Annotated in this window: 10 protein-coding genes; 2 read left to right on the forward strand and 8 right to left on the reverse strand. The window is 39.7% G+C overall.

Going from position 1 to position 17,217, the window contains the following annotated elements; all coding sequences use genetic code 11:
• The first annotated feature begins 82 nt into the window (after positions 1–82).
• The gene (locus R2R28_RS13335) at positions 83–1,420 is read left to right on the forward strand and encodes a sigma-54 dependent transcriptional regulator (protein ID WP_316826183.1); all 1,338 of its coding nucleotides are present in this window, start codon (positions 83–85) and stop codon (positions 1,418–1,420) included.
• A 275-nt stretch (positions 1,421–1,695) separates the two neighbouring features.
• Here the strand turns inward: R2R28_RS13335 and R2R28_RS13340 are convergent, their stop codons facing one another.
• Positions 1,696–2,148, reverse strand: a complete 453-nt coding sequence (locus R2R28_RS13340) for a hypothetical protein (RefSeq protein WP_316826184.1) — start codon at positions 2,146–2,148, stop codon at positions 1,696–1,698.
• A gap of 45 nt (positions 2,149–2,193) precedes the next feature.
• Here R2R28_RS13340 and R2R28_RS13345 point away from each other — a divergent pair, with 45 nt between their 5' ends.
• Positions 2,194–3,828 carry an ABC transporter substrate-binding protein gene (locus R2R28_RS13345; protein ID WP_316826185.1) on the forward strand — a complete coding sequence of 545 codons (1,635 nt, stop codon included), beginning with the start codon at positions 2,194–2,196 and terminating at the stop codon, positions 3,826–3,828.
• A gap of 120 nt (positions 3,829–3,948) precedes the next feature.
• Here the strand turns inward: R2R28_RS13345 and R2R28_RS13350 are convergent, their stop codons facing one another.
• The 7 genes from R2R28_RS13350 to R2R28_RS13380 form a co-directional block, all read right to left on the reverse strand.
• A complete protein-coding gene (locus R2R28_RS13350) occupies positions 3,949–6,033 on the reverse strand; it encodes a S9 family peptidase (protein WP_316826186.1) in 2,085 nt (694 codons plus the stop codon).
• An 83-nt stretch (positions 6,034–6,116) separates the two neighbouring features.
• Positions 6,117–7,547 (reverse strand): SusD/RagB family nutrient-binding outer membrane lipoprotein, encoded by a 1,431-nt coding sequence (locus tag R2R28_RS13355; protein ID WP_316826187.1) that lies wholly within the window; start codon positions 7,545–7,547, stop codon positions 6,117–6,119.
• Between the two features lie 11 nt (positions 7,548–7,558).
• The gene (locus tag R2R28_RS13360) at positions 7,559–10,693 is read right to left on the reverse strand and encodes a SusC/RagA family TonB-linked outer membrane protein (RefSeq protein ID WP_316826188.1); all 3,135 of its coding nucleotides are present in this window, start codon (positions 10,691–10,693) and stop codon (positions 7,559–7,561) included.
• Between the two features lie 362 nt (positions 10,694–11,055).
• Positions 11,056–13,506 carry an outer membrane beta-barrel family protein gene (locus R2R28_RS13365; RefSeq protein WP_316826189.1) on the reverse strand — a complete coding sequence of 817 codons (2,451 nt, stop codon included), beginning with the start codon at positions 13,504–13,506 and terminating at the stop codon, positions 11,056–11,058.
• A 245-nt stretch (positions 13,507–13,751) separates the two neighbouring features.
• Positions 13,752–14,990, reverse strand: a complete 1,239-nt coding sequence (locus R2R28_RS13370) for a cyclopropane-fatty-acyl-phospholipid synthase family protein (RefSeq protein ID WP_316826190.1) — start codon at positions 14,988–14,990, stop codon at positions 13,752–13,754.
• Between the two features lie 10 nt (positions 14,991–15,000).
• Complete coding sequence (locus R2R28_RS13375; RefSeq protein ID WP_316826191.1) at positions 15,001–15,813, reverse strand: DUF1365 domain-containing protein; 813 nt, start codon at positions 15,811–15,813, stop codon at positions 15,001–15,003.
• A 152-nt stretch (positions 15,814–15,965) separates the two neighbouring features.
• Positions 15,966–17,210, reverse strand: coding sequence for an NAD(P)/FAD-dependent oxidoreductase (locus R2R28_RS13380; RefSeq protein WP_316826192.1), 1,245 nt, complete (start codon positions 17,208–17,210; stop codon positions 15,966–15,968).
• Positions 17,211–17,217 lie beyond the last annotated feature (7 nt).

Here is a 17,217-nt window from a genome sequence, read left to right on the forward strand (position 1 = left end):
AGTTAACTCCTCAGTAGTTTTTTATCTGAATTTTATCTGCCTCGGTATATTTATACTTAATATTGCAGCATAATTTTTACCTATGAATGGCATGGTACTCATCATCGATGATGAAAAGAAAATCAGCAGTTTACTTTCCAGGATTATAGAACTTGAAGGTTTTAAAACCTTGCAGGCAGGTACTGGAAAAGAAGGACTTAAATTACTCAAGAATAACGATGTAAGCATTGTAATCAGTGATGTAAAACTGCCCGATGTAAATGGTGTTGCACTGGTTAAAGAGATTAAAGCGCTAAAGCCTTACGTAGAAGTGATCAATCTTACCGCTTACGGAACCATTGCAGATGGCGTTTTAGCCATTAAAAATGGTGGTTTTGATTACCTGGTTAAAGGTGATGATAACGATAAAATTATTCCGCTTTTATATAAAGCAATGGATAAATCAAACCTGCAGCGCAGGATTTCTGACCTGGAAAGCAAAATCGCTAAGAAACATAGTTTCGAAACCATTATAGGACAATCGAAAGCCTTAAAGGAAGCCATCGACTTAGCTAAAAAAGTAAGTGCAACCGATACTACCGTACTCTTGTTAGGAGAAACAGGAACAGGAAAAGAAGTTTTCGCGCAATCCATTCATTACGAAAGTCCGAGAGCTGCAAAGCCTTTTGTTGCCTTAAACTGCAGCGGTTTTAGTCCAGATTTACTGGAAAGCGAATTATTCGGATACAAAGCAGGGGCTTTTACAGGAGCCAATAAAGATAAAAAAGGTTTGTTGGAAGAAGCCAATGGCGGTACCTTGCTGCTCGATGAAATCGGCGAAATGAGCCTCGATTTACAAGCAAAATTATTACGCGTATTGGAAAGCCAGACCTTTATAAAAGTAGGCGATACCTTAACGCAACAGGTAAACGTACGGATTTTAGCGGCTACGAATAAGGATTTAAAAGCAGATGCAGCATCTGGAAAATTCAGGTCGGATCTGTATTACCGGCTTTCGGTTTTTACCATTATTTTACCCCCACTCCGCGAACGTAAAGCCGATATCCCCGCGCTGGCAAAACATTACCTGAAAGAATTTGCAGATAAGGTAAACCATTCGACTCCAAAATTGGATGATAAAATACTGTCCATATTAAGCGACCACAGTTGGAAAGGCAATATCCGGGAGCTTAAAAATGTAATCGAACGTTTGGTCATTCTATCAGATGGTGATACGCTGAGCGCAACTGCCCTTCCACCAGAATTTTTCGAATTTGCACCCATAGAAAACGATTATAACCTGCAACAGATCGAAAAACAACACATTCAAAAGGTGCTTATCCATACCAAGGGAAATAAAACTGAAACTTCGAGGTTACTGGGGATCGGTTTAACCACACTTTATCGGAAAATAGAGGAATACCAGATAAGGGAGGTTTGAAGGTTGGAAATTTGAAAACCTATCCGGCAGATTAAAATTCATTTAACGCCATCCCCGCGGCTAACGATCGTTTTTAACGGGCATTGAATAGCTTATCGTTTAATAACGATAAAATCGTATTACTATTTATGCACTCGTTGGAAACGAGCGCAAGCCCTTTATGAAAACATTTAAAGGGTTTAGCTAACGCTCGTTTCCAAACGAGCGCAAGTTTTGAATTTCGTTTTTCCGCCCGTTTACATCTCATGTCTACAACCTAACATCTCAAATCTCATTTAAGCTCCAAACCTGATCCACTTATCACCTTCATGGCCAAAAATAAACGAGCCCGGGTGTAACATCTCGGCAATATCTTCAATTAACGAAACCGCATTTTCGGCTGTTCTTTCCCGTTCCACATCGTCGTTTAACAAGATAATACGGTTGTTTTTTACGGCCTGCCAGTCCGTGTCTAATGCGGCAGGTACTTCACGCATTAAATCGGTAAGGGTTTTGCCGGGCTGATAATAAACAATAAAAACAGCGCTTAAAATGTCCGTTTCCAGCATACCACCTGCCAACGCAATTTCTTCTGATAAAAGATAACCCGGATTATTACCGGTATCTAAACAGGCCACCGGCATTTTATCCATAAATTTAATCTTATGCTCCACTAAATCTAAACGTTCCTGTAGTTCTTCCTGTTTAGCAGCATCGAGGCCAATAAATAAATCGTTTAAAAAAGACATCTGCATTAAATTTATTAATTTGTGCAAAAATAACATTCCTGATCGATGCGAGACTCATTTAAGTATATATTTTGGTTTTTTTGTGTCACCTTATCTTTTTCATGCAAGGAAAATGATGACCATAAAGATAAAAAAGTATTCAATATTAACCTCGACCAGGGCTTAACCTCTATTGATCCAGCTTTTGCCCGTAACCAGAATGCCATCTGGATGACCAACCAGATTTTTAACGGTTTGGTACAGATCGATTCCTCTTTACAAACTGTCGCATGTATTGCCAAAAGCTGGCAGGTTTCGGAAGATGCGCTTATCTACACTTTTAACCTTCGTAACGATGTATATTTTCACGACGATCCGATATTTAAAAATGGAAAAGGCAGAAAAGTTATTGCGAGCGATTTTGTGTATAGTTTTTACAGGCTGATTGATCCAAAAGTAGCCTCATCGGGCGGATGGATTTTTAGTGATAAAGTAAAGGACAAAAACAACTTTATTGCCTTAAACGATTCTACTTTCCAGATTAAACTGGTGCGTCCTTTTCCACCTTTTATGAGTTTACTTACCACTCAATATTGCTCCGTAGTACCCAAAGAAGTGGTAGAACATTATGGCAAGGATTTCAGAAGTCATCCGATTGGTACTGGTCCATTTACTTTTAAATACTGGAAGGAAGGCGAAATATTAGTCTTATTAAAAAACCCGCATTATTTTGAAAAAGATGTAAAAGGAAAAGCTTTACCTTATCTTGATGCAGTAAAAGCCACATTCATTACGGATAAACAAAGTGGTTTCATGAGTTTTCTGAAAAAAGATCTTGATTTTTATTACAATGTTGATGGAAGCTATCGTGATGATATTCTCACCAAAAGCGGTAAAATGACCTCAAAATATAAAGGAAAATTCACCCTGACTAAAAGTCCGTACCTCTGTACGGAATATGTTGGGATCCTGGTTGATACGAACCTGTCTATCGTAAAAAACTCTCCATTACGCCAGAAAAAAATCAGGCAGGCGATTAATTATTCCATCGACCGCGACCGCCTGATCAAATATCTCCGCAACGGGATCGGTGTTGCGGCAACTTCAGGCTTTATTCCCAAAGGCATGCCAGGTTTTGATAGTTTGGCCGTACAAGGATATGCCTATAATCCTAGAAAAGCAGCTCAGCTTTTGGCAGAAGCAGGTTTTCCAGAAGGTAAAGGTATGGCAGAGGTAACCTTAAACACCACCACCACTTATAAAGACCTGATTGAATTTATCCAGGGCGAATTAACTGCGATAGGTATCAAGGTGAAAATAGATGTAAGTCCGAGTGCCAGTTTAAGAGATTTGATGTCGAAAAACCATGTTAACTTTTTCCGCGGTTCATGGCTGGCGGATTATGGCGATGGGGAAAATTTCCTCTCGATGTTCTATTCCAAAAATAAAGTGCCTTACGGGCCGAATTATACTGCATTTTACAGCAAGGAATTTGATCAGCTTTTTGAGAAAAGCTATTATGAAACGGATGACGAAAAACGCTTTGAAATGTACCGCAAAATGGACCAGATGGTGATGGATTATTCGCCTGTTGTACCGCTATTCTACGATCAATCGGTAGTGATGCTGCAAAATAACATCTCCGGGTATTCTTTCAACCCATTGAGTTTAATGATTTTGAAGCGGATTAAAAAGGGGTAATCATGATTTAGAGTAACTGCAAAAGATCGTCAATGCGAGGGACAGCTCCCTGTAAGTTACCGTCATTTCGAGCGAAGTGAAACGCAGCCGAAATGCCCCTCTAAAAAGGACTAATCAAAACTATTTCTTATCCATCAACTTTCTTTTCAAAAAATCAGCAGTTGCTTCGCTTACTTTTAAACCATTCGAGAATTTCATCCAATGGTGGGTATCATCAGGAATGGCCAGAAATTCAAAATCAAATTTTTTATCCTCAAAACGTTTAACCAGATCAACACTTTGGTTAAAAGCAACATTTCGATCATCATCAGCATGAATAATCAATGTGGGCGAAGTCCAAGTGTTTACATAACTTACTGGTGATGATTCTTCTGCTACTTTTGCAGCAAGCAGAGCATCAGGTGCTGGTTTTCGGCCTTCCTGATCTACAGTTGTAAACCGGTTATTTACGCCATGAATATCAACCCCTGCAGCAAACAATTTAGAATCCTTTCCAAGTGCAAGCGCGGTTAAATATCCGCCATAAGAACCGCCATAAATCCCGATTTTATCTTTGTTAACATTAGCCTGCCTGGACAGCCACTCACCCGCAGCTTTAATATCCTGATATTCTGAAGCACCCTGTGCACCAGCATGTACTGGTTTATGAAATTCGTAACCATAACCAATTCCTAACCGGTAATTTACTGACAGTACGGTAAAGCCCAGGTTAACCAGGTATTGGTTTAAGGCATAATCTATCGAATAATAATCCATCGGGTTCCAGCCCAAAAACATTTGCCGTTGCGGTCCACCGTGAACATATACTATGGCAGGTTGATTTTTAACCGCTTTTTTGGGTGAAAACAGCTGGCCATAAACGGTACTTCCGTCAGCAGCTTTAAAGCTCACCTGTTTTGGAATAACCATATCTTTTATTGGGAAATCTTCGGGTATTAGCGATTCGCCGATCAGTTTTAACGTTTTTTTAGTATTAATCATCGCGGGCAAAAGCGGCCTTTCAGCGGTAGAACTCAGACAGAAAAAAGTCTGATTATCGCCTGCAATAACCGGATATGCTTCTATGCCTTTACCAAAAGTTAAGGGCTGCATATTAGCCTCAGCTACAGAAACTTTATAAATGTGCCTCCTATCCAGATCGTCGGTATCTTTACCTGTATTGGCTGCAAAAACCAGTGTTTTCTTATCACCACTTAACTTAACGTTCTCAACAGCAAAATTACCAGGCGTTAGCAACAATCGTTTTGATCCATCTGGATTGATGGCGTAAACATGCGGCCAACCGTCTTCATAGGAGCTAAAAATGATCTTTCCATCAGCCCATAACAAATTCGCTCCCCCATCGATTGAAGGGAATGAGCCACGTAAGGTTTCAGGTGCTTTCCAGATCTGTTTTCCTTTTTCGGTATTTACGTTAACGGTCCAAATGGCCCAGGGTTGATGCTTTTTAGTTAAAATGGAGTCGGTTTCGCCGCCAATACCAGGCATTCTTATAAAAGCAATATCATTCCCATCCGGCGACCATACCGGCGTATTATCTTTAGAAAAAGAGGGCAAAAGCCATTTAATAGGGGTTTGCTGGTCGGTATAAATCCCTAAAAAGGAATGATCAACGCGGTTGGAAACAAATGCAATCTTTTTCCCATCCGGCGACCATTTACAGGCTCCGTTTACTCCTTTGGCATAAAATAAATTTTTGGCTGCCGATGTTCCGTCTACCGGACTCATCATCACCTGACCGCTTTTCATAAACAGCACTTCTTTGCTATCCGGCGAAATTACCGGATTATCTCCTTCACCAATCAGCACGGCTTTTCCTCCAACATAAGGAACGGAAAACACCTGTACTTTAGGTGCAATTGGCGATGAACTTGCATTAACAGGGCCGCCATCTCGTCCGCCATGATCTCCGCCACGGACAAATACAATCCATTTGCCATCAGCTGAAATAGATAAGCTCGTTAACTCCTGTCCGTCGTCTTCGGTATAATTGGTGATTTTTACCGCTTCATAATTAGGTGCTTCTGCTATATAAATATTTCTTTTCCCCTGTTCGTTTGCTGCCCAGGCAATTTTAGCACCTACCTGAGATGCCACTAATTGTGTTGGAAAAGGATAGGATAAAACAGATTTTAAACTAAAAGACTGCGCGAATATTTTGGCGGTAGAAAGTAAAATAAAAAGGACAAGTAGCGATTTTTTCATTCCTTCAGGGTTTTGGCGGTTAGCGAATAGCGCTTGGCGAAAGGTGTATAAAACGCTTTTCGCCAAACGCCATTTGCTTTATCTTACTGATCCCACCACAATTTAGTTGTTCTTGGTACATCAACAGGAACATTGTTGCCATTTTTACTTCTTTCTCCCTGGGTATAATCTAAACGGCGAATGAACGTTGGTAGGGCAGCATTAGCAGGCATTCCAAAGTCTTTATACTTGTAATCGAAACGACGGGCATCATTCCAGGCTTCAGGATTTAAGTAGGTGGCAATATATTTTTCTTTAAAAATCAGGTCTTTGGTTAAGGCTGCGGCACCAACGTTAACCACAGGATTTGCCAGATACGCATCACGGTTTGCTGCAGTAACCTGAAACTTATCCATATTGGCACTTATACCGGCAAGGTATGCCGCATAAGCCTTGGTTTTGTCGGTATTGAAATAGGCTTCGGCTTCTATAAATTTAAGTTCAGCAAAAGTAACGATGAATATTGGTGAAGTATCGCTGGTCCATGGAGAGTTTCGCGAGATATAACATTCATCCTTTGTTGTATTTGCCCCCGGCAACCTATTACCTGCACCATTTACAGTTCCGATATAAATGTTATTTACTGTTTTGTCAGTAATTTTTTCAATCCTTGGATCAAAAACTGTAAAAGTTGCACCATTTAAAGCATCGATTAGTTGTTCAGAAAGCCAGCCACCCAATGATTGTTGCGAATTTGATAAAGCCACATTGGCCCATGGATTACGCTCTTTAAAAGTAGCCATGCTGGCATCATCTCCATTTGCGGCAAAAGAATTGCTGAGTGCTGCCAATACTGCTGTAGGATTGTAGCCACTGGTTTTACTGATTTTATTTAACAACCTGGCTTTTAAAGCATAAGCCATTTTTAACCAGTTTGCCCTTTCGGTAGTCGATTTACCATAAATTAAATCGCTGGTGGGTGCCAGCTTAATCACTGCATCTGTTTTAGCAAGCTCTGCTATGGCCTCATCTAAAAGTGCTATCGCCTGGTTGTAAACCTCCTGTTGTTTATCGTACTTAGGTGTAAGGTTATCGATGTTAAAGGCTTGAGAAAATGGCACATCACCCCAAAGATCATTCACTAAGGTAAGATTATACGCTATTAGCACATCAGCTACCCCTTTATATTCACTGGAATTTTGCGCAACAGCCAGTTTTTTCAGTTCATTGGCATCGGCCATGGCAAAATAAAGGGCATCCCAGGTAGGAGTAAAATCAATAGCCTGATAAGTATCTGCGGAGCCATTTGCTGTAGGGTTGGCGATATATTGTACATATGGGGCAACAAGACTTCCGATAAAGTAATTATTGTTACCAGCTTTGTAGGTAGATGTGGCCAGTAAAGTGCTTAATGTAGCTACCGGAACCTGATTGGGATTATCAGACAGTGAATCAAAATAACTGTCTTTACAGCTTTGCAAACCTAGTGTTGCAATTAAAGCTGAGCACAATGTATATTTTATAATTTTTTGCATCGTATTTCTATTTAAAAACCAACATTAAGGGTAAACATGATTGTACGGGCTGATGGATAGGTAAAACCAGCAGAACCATCGTTATTACTACCTGAATCATAAGAGCTTGATTCTGGATCTACACCATAATATTTCGTCCAAAGCCATAAATTATTTCCGGTAACGGATAGAGAAGCATTTTTGATCGATTTTGCAGGCAGCCAGTTTTCGGGCAGGTTATAAGTTAAACTGGCAGAGCGTAAACGTACCCATGAAGCATCACTTACAAAAGGTTCTGAAACGTTACGGTAATAAATACGATAGTAACCCTCGCCATAATCAACTCCATCTGGTCCAAAACGCTGCCCCATATAAACCGGTTTTGTGTTCGTTTGACCATTGGCCAATACACCATCAAACACTTTCACCGTTCTTCTATCAGTAGTATAATCAGGTAATCCGAAAGCCGAATAAAAATCTTCTAACCAGTTGTATTTTTCGAATCCTAAACGGGCATCGAACAATACATTTAGACTAAAATTTTTGTACTTGAATGTATTCCCCATGCCGATAATATATTTTGGCTGCGAATTACCCAGTAATTTTTGTTTTCCACCGGAAATGCTTGGAAATCCGTTTGCACTGATCAGCAAAGGAAGATTTTTATCGAGTACAACAGGATCTTCTGGCGTGCTACCATAATAGCGGTTAAAGTAACTGCCATAAATATTACCATAAGGCTGTCCCTGGATCAATTTCATGGTTACCCCGGCATTGCCATACCCTCTTGCGGCGCCATAAACAATTTCTGAAATTCCGTTAGGCATACTCAATACCATGTTTCTGTTGGCCGAAAGGTTAACGTTTACATCCCACCTGAAATCTTTTGATACAATGGGTTTACCATTTAACACCAATTCTACTCCCCTGTTGCGAATATCGCCGGCATTGATTGATTTGGTTACATAACCTACTGCAGATGAAATCTGTGTCTGGATAATCTGATCTTTGCTTAATGAATAATAGTAAGTAAAATCAAAACCTAAACGATTTTTAAAGAACGACATTTCTAAACCGGCCTCGTAAGTATTGGTAAATTCGGGACGGAGATCGGGATTACCAAGATTAGGGGCTATGGTTAAACCGCCGGTTCCGGTTGGTAGTTGAATATAAGGTGTATATCCGGTAAAAGTTGAATATTCGGAGGCATCTTTACCAATCCTGGCATAAGATAAACGCAACTTGGCCTGACTAATGGCGGCAGGTAATTTAAACTGATCGGAGAATACATAACTTAAACTTGCCGAAGGGTAAAAAAACGATCTGCTTGCTTTTGGCAGTGTTGAGGTAACATCGTTTCTTCCGGTTACCGTTAAGAAAAGGTAATTTTTATAATCAAAAGTGGCTTCTCCAAAATAACCGATCAGTCTTTTTTGTTTCAGGGTTTGGGTTGGCGTAAGTACACCTGCGTTAGCTAGATTGAAGAAATTGTAAACGCCCAAAATACTGCCCAGGGTACCGATCTCTTTCGACTTACGATCGTAAAGTTCTTGCCCCAATCTTAAGGTACCCGTAATATCATCGGTTAGTTTTGTGCTAAAAGTAGCTACAAAGGTACTGTTGATGGTTCTGAACTTGGTATTGTACTCTCCATAAAAACCCTGCAAATTATCGTACACGGGCTCGGTAGCATACATTGGGCCACGGGCAGTACGCACACGGTTATCACCGTAAGTATCTACCCCTAAACGGTAAGAAAAATTAAGCCATTTTGTAGGGTCATAACTCAAGCTTGTCCCTCCGATAAACCGGTTAACATCACCTTTAAACCTGTTATTTGCGGTACCCCATATCGGGTTGTTTGTTCCTATATATTTTTGCGATCCATCTGCATTCTGATAATCGGCAACATCATAACGTGGCGACCAGTATGCCAAACCTTCTCCAAAGCGGTCTGCACTGTAAGTATAACCACCAGAATTGGTAAAATTCATATTAACCGATGCTTTAAATTTCGGGCTGATGATGAAATCGGTATTTAACCTGCCTGAAAAATTCTTGTTATCGGTATTGGGCATCATCCCTTTTTGATAAAGCTGAGAAATGGAAGAGAAAAATTTAATGGCGTCACTTCCTCCGGTAACCGATAAGGAATTTTTAACCTGCTGACCGGTGCCAAAAGCACGGTCGTAGTTATTAAACAATTGATCAGGATGCGTAGGATCGATCAGCTTCGCTTCGGCAATGGTTGGTCCCCAGGCTGGCCCTATACCTCCTGGCGGATTGGTATAAACCCCTAAAACACCCTGCGTATATTCAGTTTGTACTGCAGGCGATTTCAATACCTGGTCAAAACCGTAGCTGCTGTTGAAATTAACACTAACGCCATTTTGTTTGCCTCTTTTTGTGGTAATGACCACAACACCATTTGCGCCGCGTAAGCCATAAAGCGCCGTAGCTGCACCACCTTTTAAAATGTTGATGGTTTCAATGTCTTCCGGATTGATATCTGAAGCCCGGTTGGTTACCCCTCTTGAGCCAAATGCACTTCCATCAGGATTGGCACCAACAGTAGAAGTAGAGTTATCAATCTGTACCCCATCAATCACGTATAAAGGATCACCGGAAATGTTCGGATCGATAGAGTTAACACCCCTGATCCGGATACTTGCTCCCTGACCAGGGCCGCCACCAGTACTTGATATGGTCGCACCTGCAACTTTTCCCTGCAATGCATTCAGTAAGTTGGGCTGGTGGTTATAGTTTAAATCGCTGCTACTAACACTTTGTGCGGCATAACCTAAAGATTTAACCTGCCGTGTAATACCTAAGGCAGTCGAAATCGTTACTTCCTGTAATTCCTGAGCATCTGAGGCCAGGGCTACATTAACAGTGGTTTTATTGCCAGCGGTAACCTCTTGTGTTTTATAACCAATCAGGCTAATCACCAATATGGCACTGGGCGAAGGCACCTGGACAGTAAAATTACCATTCCCATCAGTTGAAGTACCTGTTGTGGTTCCCTTAATTTTTATACTTACCCCTGGTAACGGACCACCATCATCAGAAGCAGTTATTTTTCCTGTTATGGTTTTTACCTGGGCCAAAGTATTGAAACCAGTGAGTAAAACGCACAGAAAAACGAGTGAGGTAAAGATTTTTCTCATAGCTGAATTATTTAGGGTAATGATTTGTTAGTTAAATGCAATATAAGTTTTTAGCGTCATAAAAACGCACAAAACAAGCTACCCAAAGCCAATTTGTAAGTATTTTTTACATTACAAAATGCTTATCCCGCATAAACACGCAAACCGGATGACAACAAAATTGCAAATTTACCAGGCAGTATATCACATAGAGAGGATCAGTAATAAGGTGGTTTCAATGAAACTTACCAAATAAAACATGCTTCATTTTTGTGACCAACCAAGTCACCTTAGATCATTTAAGTGCTAAACAACCTCCATTAAAACAAAAAAGCCTTTCCGGATTACCGGAAAGACTTAAAATTTATATTTGGATTGGGTTTTTACTGTTGAACGCCGCCCATACCACCTTGTTGCTGATCTTGTTTAATATCGTCGTTTTTGATTTTTTTCTTCTCGGTGAATTTAAGTTTACCGAACGAATAACTGAAGTTAACACCAAAGGAACGTAACGGATAGTAAATATTTTGACTCTGAAAAACTGTTCCCGTAGGCGTAACAGAGTTGTTCACCGTTTGGATATGAAGATCTTTTGTAAAAGGATTCAGCGTATTTACACCTATTGAGCCTTTTTTATTCAGTATATCCTTTTTGAATGATGCACCATAAAAAATCATTGCATCTGTTTTACCTTGATAGGTTCTTCTTGGCGAATTTACTACACCAAATAATTCAAAATTGTAACCTTTACCGAAACCATAAGCAGAGCGGGCAAAAATGTTATAATTAAGGAAAGTACCTGTACTTACATTTGTTTCAGCATTTGATACTTCATAAGTATTTAAACCAATGTTACTCATTAAAGTCCATTTTGGCTTTGGGTTGTAAGATCCAAAAACGTTTACACCATAAGTTTGCGCCCTGCCCACATTTAAATATGAGGTAAGAGTTTTGTTCGTATTTCCATCTCTGGTAGAAGAAATCGAGCTCTCGATTACCCCACCTGTACGGCGGTAAAAAACAGAAGCGTTAATTACCGATCCTTTGATAAAAGTAGAATAACCCAATTCAAAGTTATCGCTTAATTCAGGGTTCAACTGTGGATTACCCTGTATGATGTTAAATTGATCACTCGTATTTCTGAATGGATTTAAATAAGATTGGCTAGGACGTTGAACTCTTCTGTTATAGCTCAATTTCAGTGTTGCATTTCCTTTCAGGGTTTTTGAGATAATCGCACTCGGAAAAAGATTCAGGTAATCGTTTGTTTCTATTCCATTATCTCTGGTATTGAAGTCGATTTTTGTGTACTCACCCCTTAAACCTCCTTTAAACTTAATTTTTTTCGCCAAATCGAAACTGATTACCCCGTATGCTGATGCCACATTCTGGCTATAATCGAAATCCTGTGCTCCACCATTATCATAAGTACTCGAAATATCGCGGAAAATGCCTTTCACACCAACCTCTAAAATAGTGCTTTTGGTAAATGGATAAGTATAATCGGTTTGAGCAGTATATTCTTTGTTTTTACCGGTATTTGAGCTTGAGGTTGCCGCTCCGTTAGGGTATAGGTCTGAAAACAAAATATTACTAAAGTGCAATGGGGTTCTGCCTGAAGAAAGCTGGCCTGAAATACTAAATTCTTCGCCCTCTTTTTTAGTTGTCTTTTTGTAATCAACGTTCCAGTCAAGGTTATTAAAAGTCATATCCATATCGCTGATATTGTTGGCAGGCGCACCATTAATGATATAATTAGCTGCACCAGGACCACCGTTTGAAAAGCTGTTCATTTTTACCGTTGTGCTGATGTTATTATAGGCATTAAAATCGTAATCTGCACCAAAGCTACCATTGTAACCTTTACGGCTCCATTTAGAATAACCATCTTGTGATACATTATTAGGCGTAACAGTATTGGTAACCGGATCTATTACAGTGGTATTATTTACGATAACTACCCTCGAATTTTGTGCATAAGCAAGGTTTGTACCCAGGTTGGCATTTACACTCAAGCGACCAGTTTTTGCAGTAATGTTAAATGCTCCGTTGTTTTGACGCGTACCTGCTGATGCATTTACTGAACCGCTCACCCCTTGTGCATTTGATTTTTTAGTGATGATGTTAATGATACCACCCGAACCTTCTGCATCGTACTTAGCCGACGGACTGGTAATCACCTCAACACTTTTAATTTGTTCTGCAGGGATCATTTTTAAGGCATCAGAAACACTGCTTGCCATGGTTCCGGAAGGTTTTCCATTAATTAAAACACGAACTGCGCCACCGCGTAACTGCACATTACCATTCATATCAACCGATAACATCGGTACCTTACGCATCACATCGGTTGCATCGCCACCGGCATTTGTTCCATCAGCCTCGGCATTATACACCATTCTATCAATTTTATTTTCGATAACCGCTTTGGTTCCCTGAACCTGAACATCAGCTAAAGTATTTTCCGATCCTGAAATATAAATGGTTCCAATGCTATTATCCGGTTTAGACGGTGTTGTGGTAACCAAAATAGTTTTTGTTTTGTAACCCATAAAGCCAATCATCAGTTTATAAGCATCAGGCGAAACATTTTGTAAGGTTAATTTTCCTTTTTCGTCGGTTACACCGCCATTTACAGATTTATTATCTTTTACGGCAACCAATGATACTGTTGCGTAATCAATCGGTTTTTTAGTTAATGAATCGAGTATGGTAGCTGTAATACGTCCGGTAACAGTAGATTTTTTAGCCCCACCACCAAAGCCACCAGGAAATTGGGCCTGTGCTTTAAAAAATAGTCCAAGGATGAAGGTTAATAGTAAAAGTTTTTTCATGTCAAGAGTTAGTCTTTTTGTAATTAGTCTGCGTAATTTGCAATTTGTTACAATTATACGCTATACTTTTTACACCAACCCTATGATTTGTTCGGTGAATGACGTGGTTTTATCGGTAAATAGATTGGTTCATCAGTCAATAATGCATTGGTTAATAACCCATCGTCCATAACTAATGGTTAATTGTTTAAACCGGTTAATCGACTCAGGACTTCAGACTAATCGCAATGATCCATCTTACACCTCTACCTCGAAATATTATTCGGCCTTGAATACACCATCTGCATTACATTAATATTCCGCATGGCAAAGGCTGCTTCGCAATAATTAAGGTAATAGTTCCATTTGCGGATAAAGGTTTCGTCAAAGCCAAGTGCTTTTACCTCATCGAGATTTTTATTAAATTCGATAAACCAGAAATGAAGTGTGCGTGCATAATCTAGGCCCATGTCTTTTAAATCAACAAGAGTTAAATCGCCTGTTTCATTTATGGCTTTGTTCATTGCGCCTACCGAAGGCAAAAGTGATCCCGGGAAAATGTGTTTCTGAATCCAGTCTACACCATTTCTTAATTTATCATACCTGCAATCGGGTGAGGTAATCACCTGAAAGGCAAAAATTCCATCCGGTTTTAAAAGTTCCTGGCATTTTTCAAAATAGGTTTCCAAATATTGGTGCCCAACAGCCTCCAGCATTTCAATGGAAACAATTTTATCAAAAGCACCTTCAATTTTACGGTAATCCTGAATGATAACCGAAACTTTATCAGCCAATCCTTCGGCATTAACACGCTCCATGGCCAACTTCTGTTGTTCTTTAGAAATGGTAACCGAAGTAACTTTACAGCCATAATTTTTGGCCATAAAAATTGCATTTCCGCCCCAGCCACTTCCGATTTCCAAAACATGATCAGTAGCTTTAATTTTTAACTGTTTCGCCAGGCGATCATATTTGGCATATTGCGATTCTTCTAAAGTTAAATCTTCGGGATTAAAATAACCGCTTGAATAAGTCATGGTTTTATCCAGAAAAGTCGCGAAGAAATCATTGTTCAGGTCGTAATGTTCTGAAATATTTTTCTGCGATCCGGCCAGCGAATTGGCCCTGCGTACGTGATAAATTTTATTAACCCATTTGAAAATGCCCAAAGCAATGGATTTCACTTTACTCCCGGTAACTGAGGGGGCATTTTCGATATTCAGGATTACCCATTTAATTACATTGGTAATGTTTGTGGTATCCCACAGGCCCGACGTGTAACCTTCGCCAAAGCCAATATCACCATAAAGCGCAATAGATTTAAAGAAATCGGGATGATTAACCTGAATATGTGCTTCAATTTTATGTTCACCATTTCCAAAAATCAAAGTTTCGCCGCTTGGCAGTGAAAGTTCTAATTTCCCCAATGTCATTTTAGACAGTGCATTGAGCACCACCCTTTCGAAAAAACCTGTTGATGTTCTGGTAGCGGTAAGCGTATTCATAATCTTTGATCTATTTGATTTGTGGTTTATAGGGTTTATATACGTTACGTTGCAGCTCAGGGTTTTCGCCTTTCGGATGAAATGGTATTTTTTTTATCCAAAGTTTAAAGGCCTGCCAGTGAATCATGCCCATTATCTGCAAGGGAATTAAGGGTATAGAGAGAAAATACCTCAGCATATTGGAATTAGTTAATGGCTTTTCCTCTCCCATTAAGGTACTGATAAAAAACCGGTTACCATCTTTATCAAGATCATCAATTTTAATATCAAGCTTATCACCCGGCACTTTTAATTTAAAATCGAAAGCATTATCGTGATCGATAAAGGGTGAAACGTAAAAATATTTAATGGTGATTTTTTTAAAGGTATCGCCATCCAGCTCATCTTTTCCGAAGAAAAAAAGTTTCATTTCGTGGTAAGTATTGCTGATTTCGGCCACACAACAAACGGGATTATCCTGTTTATCGAAGCAATAAAAAAACGAAACGGGATTAAAATTATAGCCCAGAACGTTGAGGTTGGTCAACAGTTTTATTTTAAGTCCGCCACCGTCTACCCCATTCTGTTTTAAATAATCTTCTAAGTGTTGGCGGGTATTTTTGGTTTTATCGGGATTCTCTTTTGGCAACTGGAGGTGCTCCGCATCACGGAAAGAAAAAAGGTTAAATTTATTCCTGCTGAACCAGCGAAGTTTTTTTGTTAGCAAATCCAGCTCGTCCAGATCAATGTAGAACATATACACCCTGTACCAAAAAGAATGTCTTTTGGGCGCCAGGCGATGGTGCATCACTTTAGCGGTGAATATGTTTGAGTTAAATTCCATTGTTACTACAATTTACATTTTTTTGTTGGTTGTATTGCATCGATTCGTCATCTCGATTGGAGCGCAGCGAAATGGAGAGATCTATCTAGACAGATTTCTCGACTACGCTTCACTCCGCTCGAAATGACGGTAACTTTAAAAGAGATATTCCATTACAGCCCCTTGCACAAATCCACCGCACTTTTATATGCATCTTCATGAAAACCATATTTAAAATAACTTCCACAATAATATATCGGGCCAGTTTCGTTTAGTTTGTATAATTGTTCCTGTGCCTGCATGGCCGGAACATCAAACAAAGGATGGTGATAATCGATTTCCTTGATCACCTTTTCAGGATTTAACGTTCCGGTTGGGTTAATAGAAACAAAATAATTCTGCTTTTCAGAAACGCCCTGCAAATTGTTCATCCAATAAATGGTACTTGGCAAAAATCTGTCGCCTTGTTTTTCTACCCGGTAGTTCCAGCTGCTCCAGGCTAGTTTTGCTTCTGGCATCTGCTTTTCGTCGGTATGTACCACAGCTTTATTTAACTGATATTTGAATTTAGAAAGCAATTCGGTTTCTAAAACAGTTTTATCCTTTACAATCTCGAAAGTCTGGTCGGCATGACTGGCCATAATTACTTTATCGAACTCGAATTTCTCCCCTTTTTGATTTTCTACTTCAACTTTACCATTCTCCAAACGCCTTACGGCAACAATTTTATTATTGATTTTTATCCTGTCGCGGAATGGCGCGATTAATTTTTCACGGTAAGCCTGACTTCCGTTTTGCAAAGTATACCATTGATGCTGGGTATCCAGGCCTAAAAAACCATGATTTTGAAAGAAGCGAATGAGGGTAACCGCCGGAAAATCCAAAATCTGTTCCATTGGTGCGCTCCAAACAGCTGCACTCATCGGGATGAGGTATTGCCAAAGCATATCGTCGCTATAACCAAATTCCTTAAAAAATCGCCCGATAGAGTAATCCTGATATTCAGGTTTATCCAAAATCTCTACACTTTGTTTGTTAAAACGGTTAATCTGCATCAACATTTTTAAATAAGAAATATTGAACAGGTTTTTCCGCTGTGCAAAAAGATGGTTTAAACTCGAACCACTGTATTCTAATTTTTTTGGCAGAAACTGCACGCTGAAAGACATATCGGTTTTAATTACCGGGGCATCTATTTCAGCAAACATCTCTGTCAGGTTTGGATAGGTTTGATAGTTAAAAACCATAAAGCCACTATCCAGGTAAATGGGTTTCCCATCTTCTTCGAGCGTAATGGTATTGGTATGCCCACCGATATAATCGAGTTCTTCGAAAAGGGTAATGTCGTATTGGTGCTGCAACTTATGGGCACAACCCATGCCTGCTATTCCGGAGCCGATAATGGCGAGTTTTTGCATTTTGATA

Source organism: Pedobacter miscanthi (assembly GCF_032678605.1).
Classification (GTDB): Bacteria; Bacteroidota; Bacteroidia; order Sphingobacteriales; family Sphingobacteriaceae; genus Pedobacter; species Pedobacter miscanthi_A.

Bases quoted from the DNA above. Each gene is read 5' to 3' on its own strand.
- R2R28_RS13335 (WP_316826183.1), top strand. From the start codon at position 83: ATGAATGGCATGGTACTCATCATCGATGATGAAAAGAAAATCAGCAGT.
- R2R28_RS13340 (WP_316826184.1), bottom strand. From the start codon at position 2,148: ATGTCTTTTTTAAACGATTTATTTATTGGCCTCGATGCTGCTAAACAG.
- R2R28_RS13345 (WP_316826185.1), top strand. From the start codon at position 2,194: ATGCGAGACTCATTTAAGTATATATTTTGGTTTTTTTGTGTCACCTTA.
- R2R28_RS13350 (WP_316826186.1), bottom strand. From the start codon at position 6,033: ATGAAAAAATCGCTACTTGTCCTTTTTATTTTACTTTCTACCGCCAAA.
- R2R28_RS13355 (WP_316826187.1), bottom strand. From the start codon at position 7,547: ATGCAAAAAATTATAAAATATACATTGTGCTCAGCTTTAATTGCAACA.
- R2R28_RS13360 (WP_316826188.1), bottom strand. From the start codon at position 10,693: ATGAGAAAAATCTTTACCTCACTCGTTTTTCTGTGCGTTTTACTCACT.
- R2R28_RS13365 (WP_316826189.1), bottom strand. From the start codon at position 13,506: ATGAAAAAACTTTTACTATTAACCTTCATCCTTGGACTATTTTTTAAA.
- R2R28_RS13370 (WP_316826190.1), bottom strand. From the start codon at position 14,990: ATGAATACGCTTACCGCTACCAGAACATCAACAGGTTTTTTCGAAAGG.
- R2R28_RS13375 (WP_316826191.1), bottom strand. From the start codon at position 15,813: ATGGAATTTAACTCAAACATATTCACCGCTAAAGTGATGCACCATCGC.
- R2R28_RS13380 (WP_316826192.1), bottom strand. From the start codon at position 17,210: ATGCAAAAACTCGCCATTATCGGCTCCGGAATAGCAGGCATGGGTTGT.